The following is a 16,533-nucleotide window of genomic DNA, read 5'->3' as shown; positions in this document are numbered from 1 at the left end:
GTGCGGTGGTTACCGGACGAAAATCCGGGAGACCGCACGCCGGTCCGCCCCCTAAGGTGCGCCCGTGGACCTCACGTACCGGCGGTTCGACCCCGCCGAGGGCGACGCCCTGGCCGCCTTCCTCACCGCGGACACCTGGCCCTTCCACGGCGCGGCCGTGGTCGACGCCGACCTCGTCCGCCGCTGGCTCGCGGACGGCCGCTTCGACGGCGACGACACCAGGACCTTCTGGATCACCGCCGGCGACGAGGCCCTCGGACTCGTCCGCCTCATGGACCTCGGCGACAGCACACCCGTGTTCGACCTGCGGATTCGCGCCCGTTACCGGGGCCGCGGCATCGGCGGCCACGCCCTGGCCTGGCTCACGGGGTACCTGTTCGCCGAGTTCCCGGGGATCCGGCGCATCGAGGGCACCACGCGCCGGGACAACACGGCGATGCGCCGCACCTTCCGGCGGTGCGGCTACGTCAAGGAGGCCCACTACCGGGACGGATGGCCCGCCGCCGACGGCGGCACCGTCCACGACGCCGTCGGCTACGCGATCCTGCGACGGGACTGGCTCACCGGCACGACCACGCTCCCCGCCTGGGACGACGAGCCCGCCTGAGCGGCCCGGCCGGCCGACGTGCAGGCGCCGGGGCCGTGTTCTAGCGTCGGAAGGGCGAGGGCGACCGATGCGTCGAGCCGGTCGCCCGCCCCGGAGTCCCCGCTCCGCGCCGCCGCCCCCGCCCGTGGTCCGGCGCATCCGCGGATCGCGTGACCGACCGAGAGAGCAGGTGCATCCGCATGCGTCCGACGGCTCGTATCCCCAGCATCCTCGCCGGCCTGGCCCTCGCCGTCGGCGGCGCCGTCGTCGCCGCCCCGTCCGCACAGGCGGACGCGAAGGCCTGCGAGCAGTACGTCGCCCAGCACGCCCCGAAGGCCACGGACGGCGCCGCGGAGGCGTGCTACGAGGGCCAGATCGGCAACCGGACCAGCTGCGTCTCCAGCCTCACCGCGGTCGGCGCGAGCAAGGACGCGGCGAACTCGGCCTGCGAAGCCTCCCGTTGACCCCGCACCCCGAACGCACGAGGGCCCGGCACCATCCGGTGCCGGGCCCGTCGTTTCACCTGCTAGACCCAGGTGTCCAGCCACATGCGGCCGCGCCAGGAGTCCATGGGCAAGGTCTGGCCCGTGTAGATCGGCCAGAAGTAGATGAAGTTCCACACGATCAGCAGGACCAGCACGCCCGCGCCGATCGCGCCCAGGGCGCGGCGGCGTTCCGTCGACCCCGCGGGCCCCAGCAGGGCGCCGATCATCATCGCCACCGCCAGGCACAGGTACGGGACGAAGACCACCGCGTAGAAGTAGAAGATCGTCCGCTCCTGGTAGTTGAACCAGGGCAGCAGACCCGCGCCCAGCGCGCACGCGATCGCGCCCGCCCGCCAGTCACGGCGGAAGAACCACCGCCACAGCACGTACAGCAGCGCGAAGCAGCCCGCCCACCACAGCAGCGGCGTCCCCAGCGCCAGGACCTCCCGGGCGCACTTGCCGGCCGCCGTCGCCGGGCAGCCGTCGGCGCCCGGCTCGGGGGACTCGTAGAAGTACGAGACGGGCCGGCCCAGCACCAGCCAGCTCCACGGGTTGGACTCGTAGGTGTGCCCCGAGGTCAGGCCGACGTGGAAGCTGTACACCTCGGTCTCGTAATGCCACAGGCTGCGCACCCACTCCGGCAGGAACGACAGCGAGCTGTCCCGGTCGTGCTTGGCGGCCCAGTCGCGCAGGTAGCCGCCCTTGCCGTTGTCCGGGCTGAAGATCCACCCCGACCAGGAGGCCACGTACGTCACGATCGCCACCGGCACCGTGGAGACGAAGGCGGGCAGCGCGTCACGGCGCAGCATCGCCGCGTACGGGGTGCCCGCGCCGGCGGTGCGCCGGGCGGCCGCGTCCCACAGCACGGTGAGGATGCCGAAGAAGGCCAGGATCACGAAGCCGTTCCACTTCGTGCCGGCCGCCAGACCCAGGCACACACCGGCCAGGATCCGGTACGGGCGCCCGCCCAGCCGTAGCGTTTCCGCGATCTTCGCGTCGGGCCGGGTCCGGCCCTCCTCGTCCACCGGCAGCGCGTCCGCGAGCCGGGCCCTGGCCCGGTCCCGGTCGATGAGCAGCGCCCCGAACGCGGCGAGCACGAAGAACATCAGCACCAGGTCGAGCAGGGCCGTGCGGCTCATCACCAGGTGCAGGCCGTCCACCGCCAGCAGCGCGCCCGCCAGGCAGCCCAGGAACGTCGAGCGGAAGAGGCGCCGCCCGATCCGGCACAGCATCAGCACCGACAGGGTGCCGAGCACGGCGGTCATGAACCGCCAGCCGAAGGGGGTGAGGCCGAACATCCACTCGCCGAGCCCGATCACCCACTTGCCGACCGGCGGGTGCACCACATAGCCCGGGTCCACCGGCAGGGCGACCCCGTCCGGGTTGGCGAGGATCGACTTGTCGATGTCCTTGGGCCAGTTCGCCTCATAGCCCTGCTTGATCGTGGCCCAGGCGTCCTTGGCGTAGTACGTCTCGTCGAATATCACCGCCTTCGGGCTGCCCAGGTGCACGAACCGCAGCACGCCCGCGACCAGCGCCACCAGCAGCGGCCCGAGCCACGACACGATGCGCTGCCAGGTCCCCCACACCTCCGGTGGCAGCCCGAAGGTCATCCACAGCTGCCGGGACGGCTTCGTGTACGGGGGCACCAGGCGGGTGCGGACGTCCACGCGGGGCGACGCGCCGGCGGCCGGCGCGTAGCCGAAGCCGCGCAGGCGGCGCAGCCAGGTGGTCGGCTCTTCTTCGCCGCCCGCAGCCTCGGCGGGCAGGGCCCCCGCGGGGCTGGGCGGCGGCGTCGCGGTACTGGTCACCGGCACATCGTAGGGAAGAGATCTGTGTGCGCCCCAGTGGCGTGGGGTGACGGGCCGCGGGACTGAGAGGATGGGCGGGTGACAACTGACCAGCCCCGCGGTACCGAGCCCACCTCCTCGGCAGGCGTCCTCGTCCTTGCCGGCACCCCCATCGGCGACCTCGCCGACGCCCCGCCGCGACTGGCGGCGGAACTGGAGCGGGCCGATGTCGTCGCCGCCGAGGACACCCGGCGGCTGCGCCGGCTGACCCAGGGGCTCGGCGTGCACACCACCGGGCGCGTCCTGTCGTACTTCGAGGGCAACGAGTCGGCCCGCACCCCGGAACTGGTCGAGGCCCTGGCCGGCGGGGCCCGCGTGCTGCTCGTGACCGACGCGGGCATGCCGTCCGTCTCCGACCCCGGCTACCGGCTGGTCGCCGCCGCCGTGGAGAAGGACATCAAGGTCACCGCGGTCCCCGGGCCGTCCGCCGTGCTCACCGCGCTCGCGCTGTCCGGGCTGCCGGTGGACCGGTTCTGCTTCGAGGGCTTCCTGCCGCGCAAGGCCGGCGAGCGCCTCGGCCGGCTCCGCGAGGTCGAGGGCGAGCGCCGCACGCTCGTCTACTTCGAGGCCCCGCACCGGCTCGACGACACCCTGGCCGCGATGGCCGAGGTCTTCGGCGCCGAGCGGCGGGCCGCGGTCTGCCGCGAGCTCACGAAGACCTACGAGGAGGTCAAGCGCGGAGGGCTCGGCGAACTCGCCGCCTGGGCCGCGGAGGGCGTACGCGGCGAGATCACCGTCGTGGTGGAGGGCGCCCCGGCGGCCGGCCCCGGCGACGTGGACGACGAGGAACTCGTGCGCCGGGTCCGGGTGCGCGAGGAAGCGGGAGAGCGCCGCAAGGAGGCCATCGCGGCGGTCGCGGCCGAGGCCGGCGTACCCAAGCGCGACGTCTTCGACGCCGTCGTGGCGGCAAAGAATGCGGCACGAAAGGCGCCATGACCCGGTAAAGAGCTAACCTGAAAGGCAAAGCTCAGACCGTGCGCCGGGCGCTTTGGGCATGACTCGGCCAAAGGCCGTCCAACACTGGACAGGACCTGATGCGCTCCCGCCCGAAGAGGCGTCCACTGGCAATGGCACCAGTGGAACAAGAGGAGCTGGCATGAGTGAGATCGCAGACACCCCGGTACCGGTCCAGCCCGCGGCATCCGCACGTTTCTCCAGCCCCGACGTGCAGACCGTGCAGGAGGCGTACTCCTTCGCGTGCATGCGCTGCGGATACGCCTGGGAGCAGGGCTACCGGATCGAGCACCACGTCGACGGCCGCGGCGAGCCGTTCATCATGTACACGGTCGACGGCGAGCGGGTGCCCTCCCCGCTGTCCAACCCGACCTGCCTGAACTGCGGCGGGCACGTCGTGCGGATCATGCGGGCCGGCCAGGTCTCCTCGGTCCTCGGCATGATCGACCACCTCTACCACCACCGCATCGCCCCCGGGATCGCCGGACCGGTGCCGGCCGGCGCGAACGTCCCGCGCACCCCGAAGCCCCGCGGGGCCGCCGAAGTCCACGAAGGCCCCGGACCCGTCGCCATCAGCGAGGCCGAGAAGCGCGGGGGCCCGATCTCCCGGCTGATGGGGTTCTTCCGCCGGTCATAAGATCGGCCCCATGAGCCCTTCCTCCGCCTCCAAGGACGCACCGCCGCCGCTGCCCGAACCCCTCCGGGTGGCGGTGGCGGACTCGCACACCCACCTGGACATGCAGTCGGGGACCGTCGAGGAGGGCCTCGCCAAGGCCGCCTCGGTCGGCGTGACCACCGTCGTCCAGGTCGGCTGCGACGTGAAGGGCTCCCGGTGGGCCGCCGAGACCGCGGCCCGGTACGACAACGTCCACGCGGCCGTCGCCCTGCACCCCAACGAAGCCCCGCGCATCGTCCTCGGGGACCCGGACGGCTGGTCCCGCCAGGGCGCCCGGCCCGGCGGCGGCGACGCCGCCCTCGACGAGGCCCTCGCGGAGATCGAGGCGCTCGCCGCCCTCGACCACGTCAAGGCGGTCGGCGAGACCGGCCTGGACTACTTCCGCACCGGCCCGGAGGGCATGGCCGCGCAGGAGCGCTCCTTCCGCGCCCACATCGAGATCGCCAAGCGGCAGGGCAAGGCCCTCGTCATCCACGACCGCGACGCCCACGCCGACGTGCTGCGCGTGCTGCGCGAGGAGGGCGCCCCCGAGCGGACCGTCTTCCACTGCTACTCCGGAGACGCCGACCTGGCCCGCGAGTGCGCCGCCGCCGGCTACTACATGTCCTTCGCCGGCACCGTCACCTTCAAGAACGCCGCGCCGCTGCGCGAGGCGCTGGCGGTGGCCCCGCTGGAACTGGTCCTCGTGGAGACCGACGCGCCCTACCTGACCCCCGCGCCGTACCGCGGACGGCCCAACGCGCCGTACCTCATCCCGCTGACGGTCCGCGCGATGGCCGCGGTCCGCGGGATCGACGAGGACGCGATGGCCACCGCCCTGGCGGCCAACACCGCCCGCGCCTTCGACTACTGACCGCCCCCCGCCCCGGCGGCACACAGAGTAATCGTACGACTTTGTTCCGTGACCGGTCCTCCGCTAGGGTGCCGTGCCCCAACCAGCGGGTGCCGGACCACCAGGGGAGCGAGCGTCGTGAGCGATACGCAGGGCAGCCACCGCCGGGGCGCTCCCGTCCCCGAGGCGTACGGGGGCGAACCCCCGGCCCGGTCCACCGACCCCGGGCTGTCGTCCTGGGACACCGAACCCGCCCTGGCCGTCCCCGTCCCCGTGCCAGGCCCGCGAGCCGAGGACCGGCGGGCCGGACGCCGCCGGCGCGCCGCGGACGCCGAGGTCCGGGACGGGGAACGGCCCGGACCGGCCGCCGCCCCGGGGACGGGCCGCCGCCGCGCACCCGCCCCGACCCCGACCCCGACCCTCGCCGACGCCGGGGCGCCCGCCCCGGGCCGCCGCGCCCGCGGCCGTACCGCCGTCGAGGAGCCCCCCGCCGGCACCGGCCGGCGCCGCGGCCCCGCCGAACCGGCCGTCCCCGCGCCCGCCGGGGCGGGCCACGGCCGCCGCCGGGCCGCGGTGCCCGTGCTCATCGGCCCCGCCGTCCCCGCCGGGAACTGGCGGCGGATCGTGCCGCAGGCCCTGGTCGTGGCCTTCCTCGCCGGCGGTACGACCGCGTTCGTCGCCGCTGACAAATCGGTACGCCTCACCGTCGACGGTGTTCCCAGGGAACTGCACACCTTCGCCGGTGACGTCGAGGAACTCCTCGCCGCGGAAGGCCTCGACGTCGGCCCCCACGACCTCGTCGCCCCCGCCCCCGGCGAACCCCTCGACGACGGCGAGGAGGTCGTCCTCCGCTACGGCCGCCCCCTGCGGCTGACCCTCGACGGCCAGCAGCGCCAGGTGTGGACCACCGCCCGCACCGTCGACGGCGCCCTGCGCCAGTTCGGCATCCGCGCCGAGGGCGCCTACCTCTCCGCCCCGCGCACCGCCCCCGTACCGCGCGCCGGCCTGGCCCTCAGCGTCCGTACCGAGCGCAGCGTCACCTTCATGGCCGACGGCCGCGAGCGCACCATCCGCACCAACGCCGCCACCGTCCAGGAGGCCCTCGACCAGGCGGGCATCACCCTCCAGGGCCAGGACACCACCTCCGTACCGCCCACCGACTTCCCGCGCGACGGGCAGACCGTCACCGTGCTCCGGATCACCGGCACCCGCGAGGTCCGAGAGGAGCGCATCCCCTTCGGGACCGAGAAGATCAGGGACGCCGAACTGTTCGCCGGAATCGAGGTCGTCGAGCGCGCCGGCCGGCCCGGGGCGCGCAGGGTCACCTACAGCCTGCGCACCGTCAACGGGGTCCGGCAGAAGCCCCGCGCGATCGCCGACGAGGTGGTGCGCGAGCCCGTCACCCAGCTGGTCAGGGTCGGTACCAGGCCGCTGCCGAGCTCCGTCGCCGGTGCGGACGGCCTCAACTGGGCGGCCCTCGCCCAGTGCGAGTCCGGGGGCCGGCCCTCCGCCACCGACGCCTCGGGGACGTACGGCGGCCTGTACCAGTTCGACGTCCGCACCTGGCAGGGCCTCGGCGGGAGCGGCCGCCCCCAGGACGCCCCGGCCGCGGAACAGACGTACCGGGCGAAGAAGCTCTACGTGCAGCGGGGCGCGAGCCCGTGGCCCCACTGCGGCCGCAGGCTCACCTCGTAGGCCGCGGGCCCGTGTCCGGCACCGGAGGCCCGCGTCCGGCACCGGAGGCCCGCGTCCGGCGCCGGAGGCCCGCGTCCGGCGCCGGAGGTTCACGTCGTCGTCGGGACCGGTCCGCCGATCTGAGACGCTTTACCGGTGAGCACCGCAGAGCAGCAGCCCGATATCCCCGCGCCCAGCACCCCCGACGCCCTCCTCGGCCCCGCCGACGTCAGGGAGCTGGCCGCCGCCCTCGGCGTACGCCCGACGAAGCAGAAGGGGCAGAACTTCGTCATCGACGCCAACACGGTGCGCCGGATCGTGCGCACCGCCGAGGTCCGCCCGGACGACGTGGTCGTCGAGGTCGGCCCCGGCCTGGGCTCGCTGACGCTCGCGCTGCTGGAGGCCGCCGACCGGGTCGTCGCCGTCGAGATCGACGACATCCTGGCGGCCGCGCTGCCCGCCACCATCGAGGCCCGCATGCCCGCGAAGAAGGACCGCTTCGCGCTGGTCCACTCCGACGCGATGCTCGTGACCGAACTGCCCGGTCCGGCGCCGACGGCGCTCGTCGCGAACCTGCCGTACAACGTGGCCGTGCCCGTCCTGCTCACCATGCTCGACCGGTTCCCGAGCATCGAGCGGACCCTCGTCATGGTCCAGGCGGAGGTCGCCGACCGGCTGGCCGCCGAGCCCGGCAACAAGGTGTACGGGGTGCCCTCCGTCAAGGCCAACTGGTACGCGCACGTCAAGCGCGCCGGAGCCATCGGCCGCAAGGTCTTCTGGCCCGCGCCCAACGTCGACTCCGGTCTCGTCTCCCTCGTGCGGCGCACCGAGCCGATCCGGACCAGCGCCTCGAAGGAAGAGGTCTTCGCGGTCGTCGACGCGGCGTTCGCGCAGCGCCGCAAGACCCTGCGCGCCGCACTGGCCGGCTGGGCCGGCTCCGCGGCGGGCGCGGAGGCCGCGCTGGTCGCCGCGGGCGTCTCCCCGCAGGCTCGCGGGGAGTCCCTGACGGTGGAGGAGTTCGCCGCGATCGCCGAGCACAAGCCCGCCCCGGAGAGGCCCGCACTGTGACCACGCGCACGAACACGAGCACCGGCCCGCGGACGACGCCCGTCACCGTACGGGTCCCCGCGAAGGTCAACGTCCAGCTGGCGGTCGGCGCGGCCCGCCCCGACGGCTTCCACGACCTCGCCAACGTCTTCCTCGCCGTCTCCCTCTTCGACGAGGTGACCGCGACCCCGGCCGACGCGCTGACGGTGACCTGCGAGGGCCCGGACGCCGACAAGGTCCCGCTGGACCGCACCAACCTCGCGGCGCGCGCCGCCGAGATCCTCGCCGCGCGCAACGGCCTCGCCCCCCTGGTGCACCTGCACATCGCCAAGAACATCCCCGTCGCCGGCGGCATGGCGGGCGGCAGCGCCGACGGCGCGGCGGCCCTGCTGGCCTGCGACGCCCTGTGGGGCCTGAACACCCCGCGCGAGGAACTCCTCGACATCTGCGCGGAGCTCGGCAGCGACGTCCCCTTCAGCCTGGTCGGCGGCGCCGCCCTCGGCACCGGCCGCGGCGAGGTCCTCACTCCGGTGCCCGCCGGTTCCTTCCACTGGGTGTTCGCGGTGGCCGACGGAGGCCTGTCCACCCCGGCCGTCTTCCGCGAGTTCGACCGCCTCGCCGAGGGCACCGGGATCCCGGAGCCGCAGGCCTCCCCGGCCCTCCTCACCGCCCTCGCCTCCGGCGACCCGGACGCGCTGGCCGCCACCCTGGCCAACGACCTCCAGCCCGCGGCCCTCTCCCTGCGGCCCTCGCTGGCGGCCACGCTGGACGCCGGCCTCGGCGCCGGCGCCCTGGCCGCCCTGGTCTCCGGCTCGGGCCCGACGACGGCCTTCCTGGCCGCCGACGAGGAGGCCGCCGCCAAGACCGCCGCCGCCCTCGAAGCCTCCGGCACCTGCCGCGCCACCCGCATCGCCTCCTCCCCCGCCCCGGGAGCCACGGTCCTGCCGCACTGAAACCGCGCCCCGGCCGCCCGCCGGTGGACAGGCTTGAACGCACCGCCGAGAGCTGCCCAGGAGGCCGTCCGATGTCCGAGCCCGTGGTGGGCGGAACGCCGCTGATCCCGATGCCGGCGCTCACCCCTGCGGCGCTGCGCGTCGCGGTGGCGCAGATCGCCCCGGCCCACCTGCCCGCCTTCGTCGAGCACCTGGACCGGGCGGCGGAGCAGAGCGCGCAACAGAGCACCATCGCCCCCCTGCGGGCGTTCCTGCAGTGGTGGGGGGAGTTCGTGGCCGTCCAGCGACACCCCGCCCGCGCGGCGCGGCTTCGGGAGCTGGAGGCCGTGGCGGCGGAAGCAGACGACCGCGAGGCACTCGACGCCGCGGTCGCCGAGATCCATGACATCCTCGCCGCAGCCCGCCGCGAGGCCGCGGCTTCCTGATGTTTCTCGCGCCGGAGCGGCTGAGGGAGATCTCGGTCGTCCGGGGGGTCTGGCTCGGCTGACACGTACTCAGGCCGGAGTTGAGTACCCGCGCACTGTCGCCGGGTGGGCGGCGGGGGAGAGCGTGGGGGCATGACAGCCACTGCGCGCGCCATGGCCGCCGCCACACCCGCCGACCGCGACCGGTACGTCGACCTGCTGCGCGTCGCCTCGCTCGGCACGGTCGTCGCCGGGCACTGGCTGATGGCCGCGGTCAGCGGCGACGGCATAGGGAACCTGCTCGCCCTCGTGCCCGCACTCCAGGTGCTCACCTGGGGGCTCCAGATCATGCCGGTCTTCTTCTTCGTCGGCGGGTTCTCGCACGCCCTCTCCTACCGCTCCCTGGCCCGCCGCCACGACGGGCCCGTCTACGCCGTCTTCCTGCGGGCCCGGCTGCGGCGGCTGCTGCGGCCCACCCTGGTGTTCGTGCTCGTGTGGGGCGCCGTCGCGCTCGGCGTGCAGCTCGCCGGAAAGGCCGAGGGGGCGTTGGCCGGCGCCGCGCTGCGGCTGGTCACCCAGCCGCTGTGGTTCATCGGGATCTACCTGGCCATGGTCGCCTTCACCCCGCCGCTGCTGAAGCTGCACGAGCGGCACGGCTGGGCCGCCTTCGCCGCGCTGGCCGGCGCCGCCGCACTGGTCGACGTACTGCGCTTCGCGTTCGGTGTCCCCTACGTGGAGTTCCTCAACTTCGCCCTCGTCTGGCTCGCCGTCCACCAGCTCGGCTTCCTCCGCGCCGACGGGCGCATCCGCCGGCCCGCCGTCCTGGCCGCCGCCGGCCTCGCCGGGGCCGCGCTGCTGGTCGCCTGCGGCCCGTACCCGCTGTCCATGGTCGGGATGCCCGGCGAGAAGGTGTCCAACATGGCCCCGCCCACCCTCGCCCTGCTCTGCCACGGCCTGTGGCTCGTCGGCGCCGTGCAGCTCGTCGCCCGGCCCGCCGGGGCCTGGCTGCGGCGCCCCCGCGTGTGGCGTACGGTCGTCGCCGCCAACGGCGTCGCCATGACCGCCTTCCTCTGGCACCTCACCGCGATGCTCGCCGTGTACGGGGCCCAGCTCGCCCTCGGCATGGAGCTGCCGGCCCCGGCCACCGCCGCCTGGTGGGCGCAGGTCCCCGTACGGATCCTGGCCGCGGCGGCGCTGACCGGCCTGTTCGTCGTCCTGTTCCGCCGCTTCGAGGCCCCCGCGCCCGCCCGTCCGGCCGGCCCCCAGGGATCCGCCGCCGGCCCCGTCGCCGCCCTCGGGATCACCCTGTGCCTCCTCGGAGTCCTGGGGGTCTCCATGACCGGACTCGGCGGCCTGCTCGACGGCCACACCGCCACCCTGATCGCCTTCCCCGTCACCGCACCGGCGGCCATCGGCATGGCCGTGGCTGGCGCCTGGCTGGTGGAACGGTCCGCCCCGGTCCGGAGGGTTAGGCTGAGGGGCTGATCCACACCCCTTCCCTGGAGCGCGTCTGATGGCCGTCAATCTGGTCAATGTCGAGGCAGTCAGCAAGGTGTACGGCACACGTACCCTGCTGGACGGTATCTCCCTCGGCGTGTCCGAGGGGGACCGGATCGGCGTCGTCGGCCGCAACGGCGACGGCAAGACCACCCTCATCCGGATGCTCGCCAAGCTGGAGGAGCCCGACGGCGGACGCGTCACCCAGTCCGGCGGCCTGCGCATGGGCGTCCTCACCCAGCACGACTCCCTCGACCCCGCCGCGACCATCCGCCACGAGATCATCGGCGACATGGCCGACCACGAGTGGGCCGGCAACGCCAAGATCCGCGACGTCCTCACCGGACTCTTCGGCGGCCTCGACCTGCCCGGCTTCAACCAGGGCCTCGACACCGTCATCGGGCCGCTCTCCGGCGGCGAGCGCCGCCGCATCGCCCTCGCCAAGCTCCTCATCGCCGACCAGGACCTCCTGATCCTCGACGAGCCCACCAACCACCTCGACGTCGAGGGCATCTCCTGGCTGGCCGGCCACCTCCAGGTGCGCCGCTCCGCACTCGTCTGCGTCACCCACGACCGCTGGTTCCTCGACCAGGTCTGCACCCGCATGTGGGACGTCCAGCGCGGCGAGGTCTTCGAGTACGAGGGCGGCTACAGCGACTACGTCTTCGCCCGCGCCGAACGCGAGCGCATCGCCGCCACCGAAGAGGCCAAGCGGCAGAACCTGATGCGCAAGGAGCTCGCCTGGCTGCGCCGCGGCGCCCCCGCCCGCACCTCCAAGCCCCGCTACCGCATCGAGGCCGCCAACGAGCTCATCGCCGACGTGCCGCCGCCGCGCGACAAGTCCGAGCTGATGCGCTTCGCCAACGCCCGCCTCGGCAAGACCGTCTTCGACCTCGAGGACGTCACCGTCCAGGCCGGCCCCAAGACCCTGCTCAAGCACCTCACCTGGCACCTCGGCCCCGGCGACCGCGTCGGCCTCGTCGGCGTCAACGGCGCCGGCAAGACCTCCCTGCTGCGCGCCCTCGCCGAGGCCGCCCGCACCCAGGGCGAGGCCCAGCCCGCCGCGGGCCGGGTCATCGTCGGCAAGACCGTCAAGCTGGCCTACCTCTCCCAGGAGGTCGGCGAACTCGACCCGTCCCTGCGGGTCCTGGAGGCGGTCCAGCGCGTCCGCGACCGCGTCGACCTCGGCAAGGGCCGCGAGATGACGGCGGGCCAGCTGTGCGAGCAGTTCGGCTTCACCAAGGAGAAGCAGTGGACGCCCGTCGGCGACCTCTCCGGCGGTGAGCGCCGCCGGCTGCAGATCCTGCGCCTGCTGATGGACGAGCCCAACGTGCTCTTCCTCGACGAGCCCACCAACGACCTCGACATCGAGACCCTGACCCAGCTCGAGGACCTCCTCGACGGCTGGCCCGGCTCGATGATCGTGATCTCCCACGACCGGTTCTTCATCGAGCGCACCACCGACACCGTCATGGCCCTGCTCGGCGACGCCAGCCTGCGGATGCTGCCGCGCGGCCTGGACGAGTACCTGGAGCGTCGCCAGAAGATGATCGAGGCGGCCGCCCCGGCGCCCGCGCCGGCCGCCGCCGCGAAGTCCACCTCCTCCGGGGACTCGCGCGCCGCGAAGAAGGAGCTCCAGAAGATCGAGCGGCAGCTCAACAAGCTCGCCGACCGCGAGGGGAACCTGCACGCCCAGATCGCCGAGCACTCCACCGACTACGACAAGGTGGCCAAGCTCGACGCGGAGCTGCGCGAACTTCTCGCCGACCGCGAGGAATTGGAGATGCGCTGGCTGGAGCTGGCCGAGGAGGCATAGGGAGGGGCATGCCGGTCAGGCCGCGAGCCCGACATGATCGGCGCAAACACCCCCTGGATTCCGCGGGTCTGCGGGGCCAACTGACCGGATAACGACGGCGTCACGGGCCGGTCCTCCCTTGGGAACAGGGGGCGGACCGGTCCGTTGTATGCACGGTGTCAGTGATAGAAAGGTCATTCTCCCCGACCCCCCGAAGCCGAAAGTGCGCTGATGACCGAGCCGCCCCAGCCGCCGAACCAGCCGCCGACCCCTTCCGGTTACGGACACCTGCCCGGCCCGCCGCAGCAGGGCTACGGATATCCGCAGCAGGGCGAGAACCCGTACGCGCAGCAGCCCGCGCACCCCCAGCAGCCCGGCCCCGTGCCGCAGCCGCCCACCGTTCCGGCGTACCCGGCCCACGGCCTGCAGCCGCCCCCGCCCGGCGCCCCCGGCATGCCTCCGAAGAAGAAGCTGCCCCTGATCGTCGCCGCCTCCGTCGCCGGCGTCCTCGTCCTCGGCGGAGTCGGCTACGCCGTCCTCGGCAGCGGCGGCAAGGACCCCGGGCAGCCCGTCGCCCAGGAGCCCGGCGACGCCAAGCCCGCCGCCTCCCCGTCCGTGGACGTCGGCGACGGCAGCGGACCGGGCGGCAACCAGCAGACCGACCTCAACGCCGGCCGCAAGCAGGGCGAGGACAAGGTCCTCTGGCTCAAGACCACCAAGATCGACGGCCCGGGCGCCGGCGTGGCCACCCATGGCCAGTGGGTCGTGGGCGACACCGTGGCCAAGACCGTCGGCAAGACGATCAAGGGTTACGCGATCGCCGACGGCAAGGAAAAGTGGACGATCACCTTCCCCGCGGACATCTGCGGCATGACCAAGCGGACCACCGACGACGGCAAGACCGTCGTCATGTACGGGGACGGCCCCTCGGCCACCGCCAACTGCAACCAGATCCGCATGGTCGACCTCAAGGCGGGCAAGGAGGGCTGGTCCAAGGAGGTCGCCAAGGAGAGCGCCTTCGACATGTTCCTCGACCCCAGCCTCGCCATGACCGGGGACACCGTCACCGTCAACCGCCTCACCCGCGCCACCGCCTTCAGGATCAGCACCGGTGAGAAGCTCTTCGGCAGCCCCGCCGAAGGCTGCGTACCCGGCGCCTACGCCGCCGGCAACGGCAAGATGATCGGCGTCGCCACCTGCAACGACGCCGACATGACCGTCGAGATCCAGGACGCCGACCCGGTCACCGGCAAGAAGACGTGGACCTACCGGCTCCCCAAGGGCTGGAAGGTCTCCCGCGTCTACGGCCTCGACCCCATCGTCCTCCACCTCACCAACGCCGCCACCAAGGAGAGCTCCATCGTGGTCCTCGGACCCGACGGCAAGCAGCGCACCACGCTCTCCGGCGAGGGCAAGTTCTCCACCGAGTGCAGCGTCAGCCACGACGACTCCCTGCAGGGCTGCGCCACCGCCGTCGTCGACGCCGGCACCCTCTACCTCCCCACCAAGGCCGGCATCGGCAAGGCCAACGAGGTCGTCGCCTTCGACCTGAACACGGGCAAGGCCAAATGGCGCGTCCCGGCGGGCGAGGGACGCACCCTGGAGCCGCTCAAGGCCGCGAACGGGCAGCTGATCGCCTACCGCAAGGCCGAATCCCGCCAGGGCGGCGAGGTCGTCTCGATCCCCGCCGACGGCAGCACCCCCACCGCGCTCCTGCGCCACCCCTCAGGCCCCTCCGCACCGATCGAGAGCTCCTTCTACTCCCCGGACGTCGACTACGCCGACGGACGCTTCTTCATCTCCACGACCCGCCTGCTCGCCCAGGACAAGGACGAGAAGCTCCTGATGGTCTTCGGCAAGTGAACCCCCGTCCGGCACGCCGTCCGACGAGCCGTCCACCGAGAGGCAACAGCAACCGATGAGTACCCCGCCGCCCCCCAGCCAGCCGCCGTCCGGCGGCTTCGGAGCGCCGCAGGATCCCCCGCCGGGCGGGTTCGGAGCGCCCCAGCCGCCCGCAGGACCGCCCGCGGCGCCCGCCGGCCCGCCCGCCCCGCCCGCAGGACCGCCCGCGGCGCCCGCCGCCGCACAGCAGCCGCCGGCCGGGCAGCCCGCGTACGGCTACCCGCAGGCCGACCCCGGCTACGGATACCCGCAGCAGCCCGCCGCGCCCGCGCAGTACGGCGCACCCGTACCCCCCGCCCAGCCCCCGGCCGGCGGTGGCGGCGGGGACAAGCGCACCCAGCTGATGATCGTCGGCGCGGCCCTCCTGGCCATCGTCCTGATCGTCGGCGGCGGCCTCTGGTACACCTCCGGCGACGGCGGCAAGGAGGACATCGCACAGAGCGACCCCAGCGCCTCCCCGGGCGGCGACAAGAACCCGGCCTCCGCGCCCGGCACCGAGAAGGTCCCCGGCAACCCCAAGTCGAAGACCCTCTACAACCAGCCCGTCCCGGCCGTCACCGACATCGTGTCCGTCAACGGCTCCTGGCTGACCGACAACACCTACGTCAAGTCCGACGTGTCGAAGGTCGTCGGCTACAACGTCGTCGACGGCGGCAAGAAGTGGGAGATCCCCCTCGCGGGCGAGGTCTGCGGAGCCACCCCGCACGTCAGCGAGAAGAAGACGGCGATCCTCTTCAGGCCCGCCCAGCCCACCGCCGAGAACAAGTACCCGCCGTGCACCGAGGTCGGCGTCATCGACCTCGAAGCCGGCAAGCTCGTCTGGTCCGGCAACATCAAGAGCGCCAACGGCGGCGACAAGCCCATCCACTTCTCCGAGATCACCCTCAGCGGCAAGACCGTCGCCGCGGCCGGCGTCTCCGGCGGCGGCGCCGCCTGGAACCTCGCCGACGGCAAGAACCTGTGGCAGCCCAAGGTCGACGGCGAGAGCTGCCGCGACACCGGCTACGCGGGCGGCGAGGCCCTCGCCGCCATCCGCAAGTGCGGCCAGCACCCCAACTACACCCTGCACGCGCAGCTCCTCGACCCGGCCACGGGCGCGCCCACCGGCTCCTACAAGCTCTCCCAAGGCATCGAGTACGCGCACATCGTCTCCACCAAGCCGTTCGTCGTCGCGGCCGACGTCGGCGACAACGCCAAGGGCGGCAAGGGCGTCAGCGACCTGTTCGTCGTCGACGCCAAGGGCGAGCTGAAGGCGCGCATCCCGCTCGCCGCCGGCTCCTTCGCCGCCAAGTGCGGCTCCACCGACGTCGAGAAGTGCTCCAACATGGTCGTCGGCAACGGCAAGATCTACGTGCCCTCCGCCGAGCACCAGGGCCAGTCGCCCACCGGCCGCACCAACGAACTGCTCTCCTTCGACCTGGAGACCGGCAAGCAGACCACCGACCGCGCCGACGCGGGCGAGCGGTACACCATGTACCCGCTGCGCATGGACGGGTCGAACATCATCGCCTACAAGGTCCCCCCCTACGACAAGGGCGGCCAGATCGTCAGCATCGACGGCAAGACGATGAAGGAGACCCTCCTCATGGAGAACCCGGCCGACAAGGACATCCGGCGCGCCGAGACCTCCTTCTCGCCCGACTTCTCCTCCGAGCTGCGCTACCACAACGGCAAGCTCTTCATGGCCAAGCAGAACATCAGCAAGCCGTACTCGTCCGAGCCGGAGTACCTCTTCGTCTCGTTCACCGCGAGCTGACCCGCACAGCACCGCATGAAGCCCCCGAACGGTCCGTACCGATCGGGGGCTTCTGCGCGGTATCACCCTCGCGCCGTCGAACAAGCGTGTAGCTTGCCGGGGCAGAAGGGTGGGGGGTGGGT

At 73.2% G+C, this 16,533-nt stretch carries 14 protein-coding genes; 13 read left to right on the top strand and 1 reads right to left on the bottom strand.

All coding sequences use genetic code 11. The features are described 5' to 3' along the window. The first annotated feature begins 64 nt into the window (after window positions 1-64). Window positions 65-607, top strand: coding sequence for a GNAT family N-acetyltransferase (locus tag NRK68_RS13950; protein WP_257855899.1), 543 nt, complete (start codon window positions 65-67; stop codon window positions 605-607). Between the two features lie 179 nt (window positions 608-786). Continuing rightward, a complete protein-coding gene (locus NRK68_RS13945) occupies window positions 787-1,050 on the top strand; it encodes a hypothetical protein (RefSeq protein WP_183069116.1) in 264 nt (87 codons plus the stop codon). 62 nt (window positions 1,051-1,112) lie between these two features. Here the strand turns inward: NRK68_RS13945 and NRK68_RS13940 are convergent, their stop codons facing one another. Beyond that, window positions 1,113-2,882 (bottom strand): dolichyl-phosphate-mannose--protein mannosyltransferase, encoded by a 1,770-nt coding sequence (locus tag NRK68_RS13940; RefSeq protein WP_183069117.1) that lies wholly within the window; start codon window positions 2,880-2,882, stop codon window positions 1,113-1,115. A 78-nt stretch (window positions 2,883-2,960) separates the two neighbouring features. Here NRK68_RS13940 and rsmI point away from each other — a divergent pair, with 78 nt between their 5' ends. The 11 genes from rsmI to NRK68_RS13885 all read left to right on the top strand — a co-directional run bounded on the left by rsmI (window position 2,961) and on the right by NRK68_RS13885 (window position 16,411). Next, a complete protein-coding gene (rsmI, locus tag NRK68_RS13935; protein ID WP_257855898.1) occupies window positions 2,961-3,857 on the top strand; it encodes a 16S rRNA (cytidine(1402)-2'-O)-methyltransferase in 897 nt (298 codons plus the stop codon). A gap of 160 nt (window positions 3,858-4,017) precedes the next feature. After that, window positions 4,018-4,512, top strand: coding sequence for a hypothetical protein (locus NRK68_RS13930; protein ID WP_373023535.1), 495 nt, complete (start codon window positions 4,018-4,020; stop codon window positions 4,510-4,512). Window positions 4,513-4,522: 10 nt separating this feature from the next. Continuing rightward, the gene (locus tag NRK68_RS13925) at window positions 4,523-5,404 is read left to right on the top strand and encodes a TatD family hydrolase (protein WP_257855897.1); all 882 of its coding nucleotides are present in this window, start codon (window positions 4,523-4,525) and stop codon (window positions 5,402-5,404) included. 117 nt (window positions 5,405-5,521) lie between these two features. Next, entirely contained in the window at window positions 5,522-7,078 is a 1,557-nt protein-coding gene (locus tag NRK68_RS13920; RefSeq protein ID WP_257855896.1) for a resuscitation-promoting factor, read from the top strand. A gap of 135 nt (window positions 7,079-7,213) precedes the next feature. After that, the gene (rsmA, locus tag NRK68_RS13915) at window positions 7,214-8,125 is read left to right on the top strand and encodes a 16S rRNA (adenine(1518)-N(6)/adenine(1519)-N(6))-dimethyltransferase RsmA (RefSeq protein WP_183069120.1); all 912 of its coding nucleotides are present in this window, start codon (window positions 7,214-7,216) and stop codon (window positions 8,123-8,125) included. Then, a complete protein-coding gene (locus NRK68_RS13910; RefSeq protein ID WP_257855895.1) occupies window positions 8,122-9,057 on the top strand; it encodes a 4-(cytidine 5'-diphospho)-2-C-methyl-D-erythritol kinase in 936 nt (311 codons plus the stop codon). The genes rsmA and NRK68_RS13910 overlap by 4 nt, the downstream gene beginning before the upstream one ends. Before the next feature lie 71 nt (window positions 9,058-9,128). Beyond that, window positions 9,129-9,482, top strand: coding sequence for a hypothetical protein (locus NRK68_RS13905; protein WP_183069122.1), 354 nt, complete (start codon window positions 9,129-9,131; stop codon window positions 9,480-9,482). Between the two features lie 132 nt (window positions 9,483-9,614). Continuing rightward, window positions 9,615-10,946 (top strand): acyltransferase family protein, encoded by a 1,332-nt coding sequence (locus NRK68_RS13900; protein ID WP_257855894.1) that lies wholly within the window; start codon window positions 9,615-9,617, stop codon window positions 10,944-10,946. Between the two features lie 28 nt (window positions 10,947-10,974). Then, window positions 10,975-12,774, top strand: a complete 1,800-nt coding sequence (locus tag NRK68_RS13895; protein ID WP_183069124.1) for an ABC-F family ATP-binding cassette domain-containing protein — start codon at window positions 10,975-10,977, stop codon at window positions 12,772-12,774. A gap of 210 nt (window positions 12,775-12,984) precedes the next feature. Beyond that, window positions 12,985-14,616: an outer membrane protein assembly factor BamB family protein gene (locus tag NRK68_RS13890; RefSeq protein ID WP_183069125.1), complete on the top strand. Its 1,632-nt coding sequence runs from the start codon at window positions 12,985-12,987 to the stop codon at window positions 14,614-14,616. A 55-nt stretch (window positions 14,617-14,671) separates the two neighbouring features. After that, entirely contained in the window at window positions 14,672-16,411 is a 1,740-nt protein-coding gene (locus tag NRK68_RS13885; RefSeq protein ID WP_257855893.1) for an outer membrane protein assembly factor BamB family protein, read from the top strand. The last annotated feature ends 122 nt before the right edge of the window (window positions 16,412-16,533 follow it).

This window comes from Streptomyces yangpuensis (genome assembly GCF_024666385.1).
GTDB classification, from domain to species: domain Bacteria; phylum Actinomycetota; class Actinomycetes; order Streptomycetales; family Streptomycetaceae; genus Streptomyces; species Streptomyces yangpuensis.
This window is presented reverse-complemented; position numbering and strand designations above follow the sequence as displayed.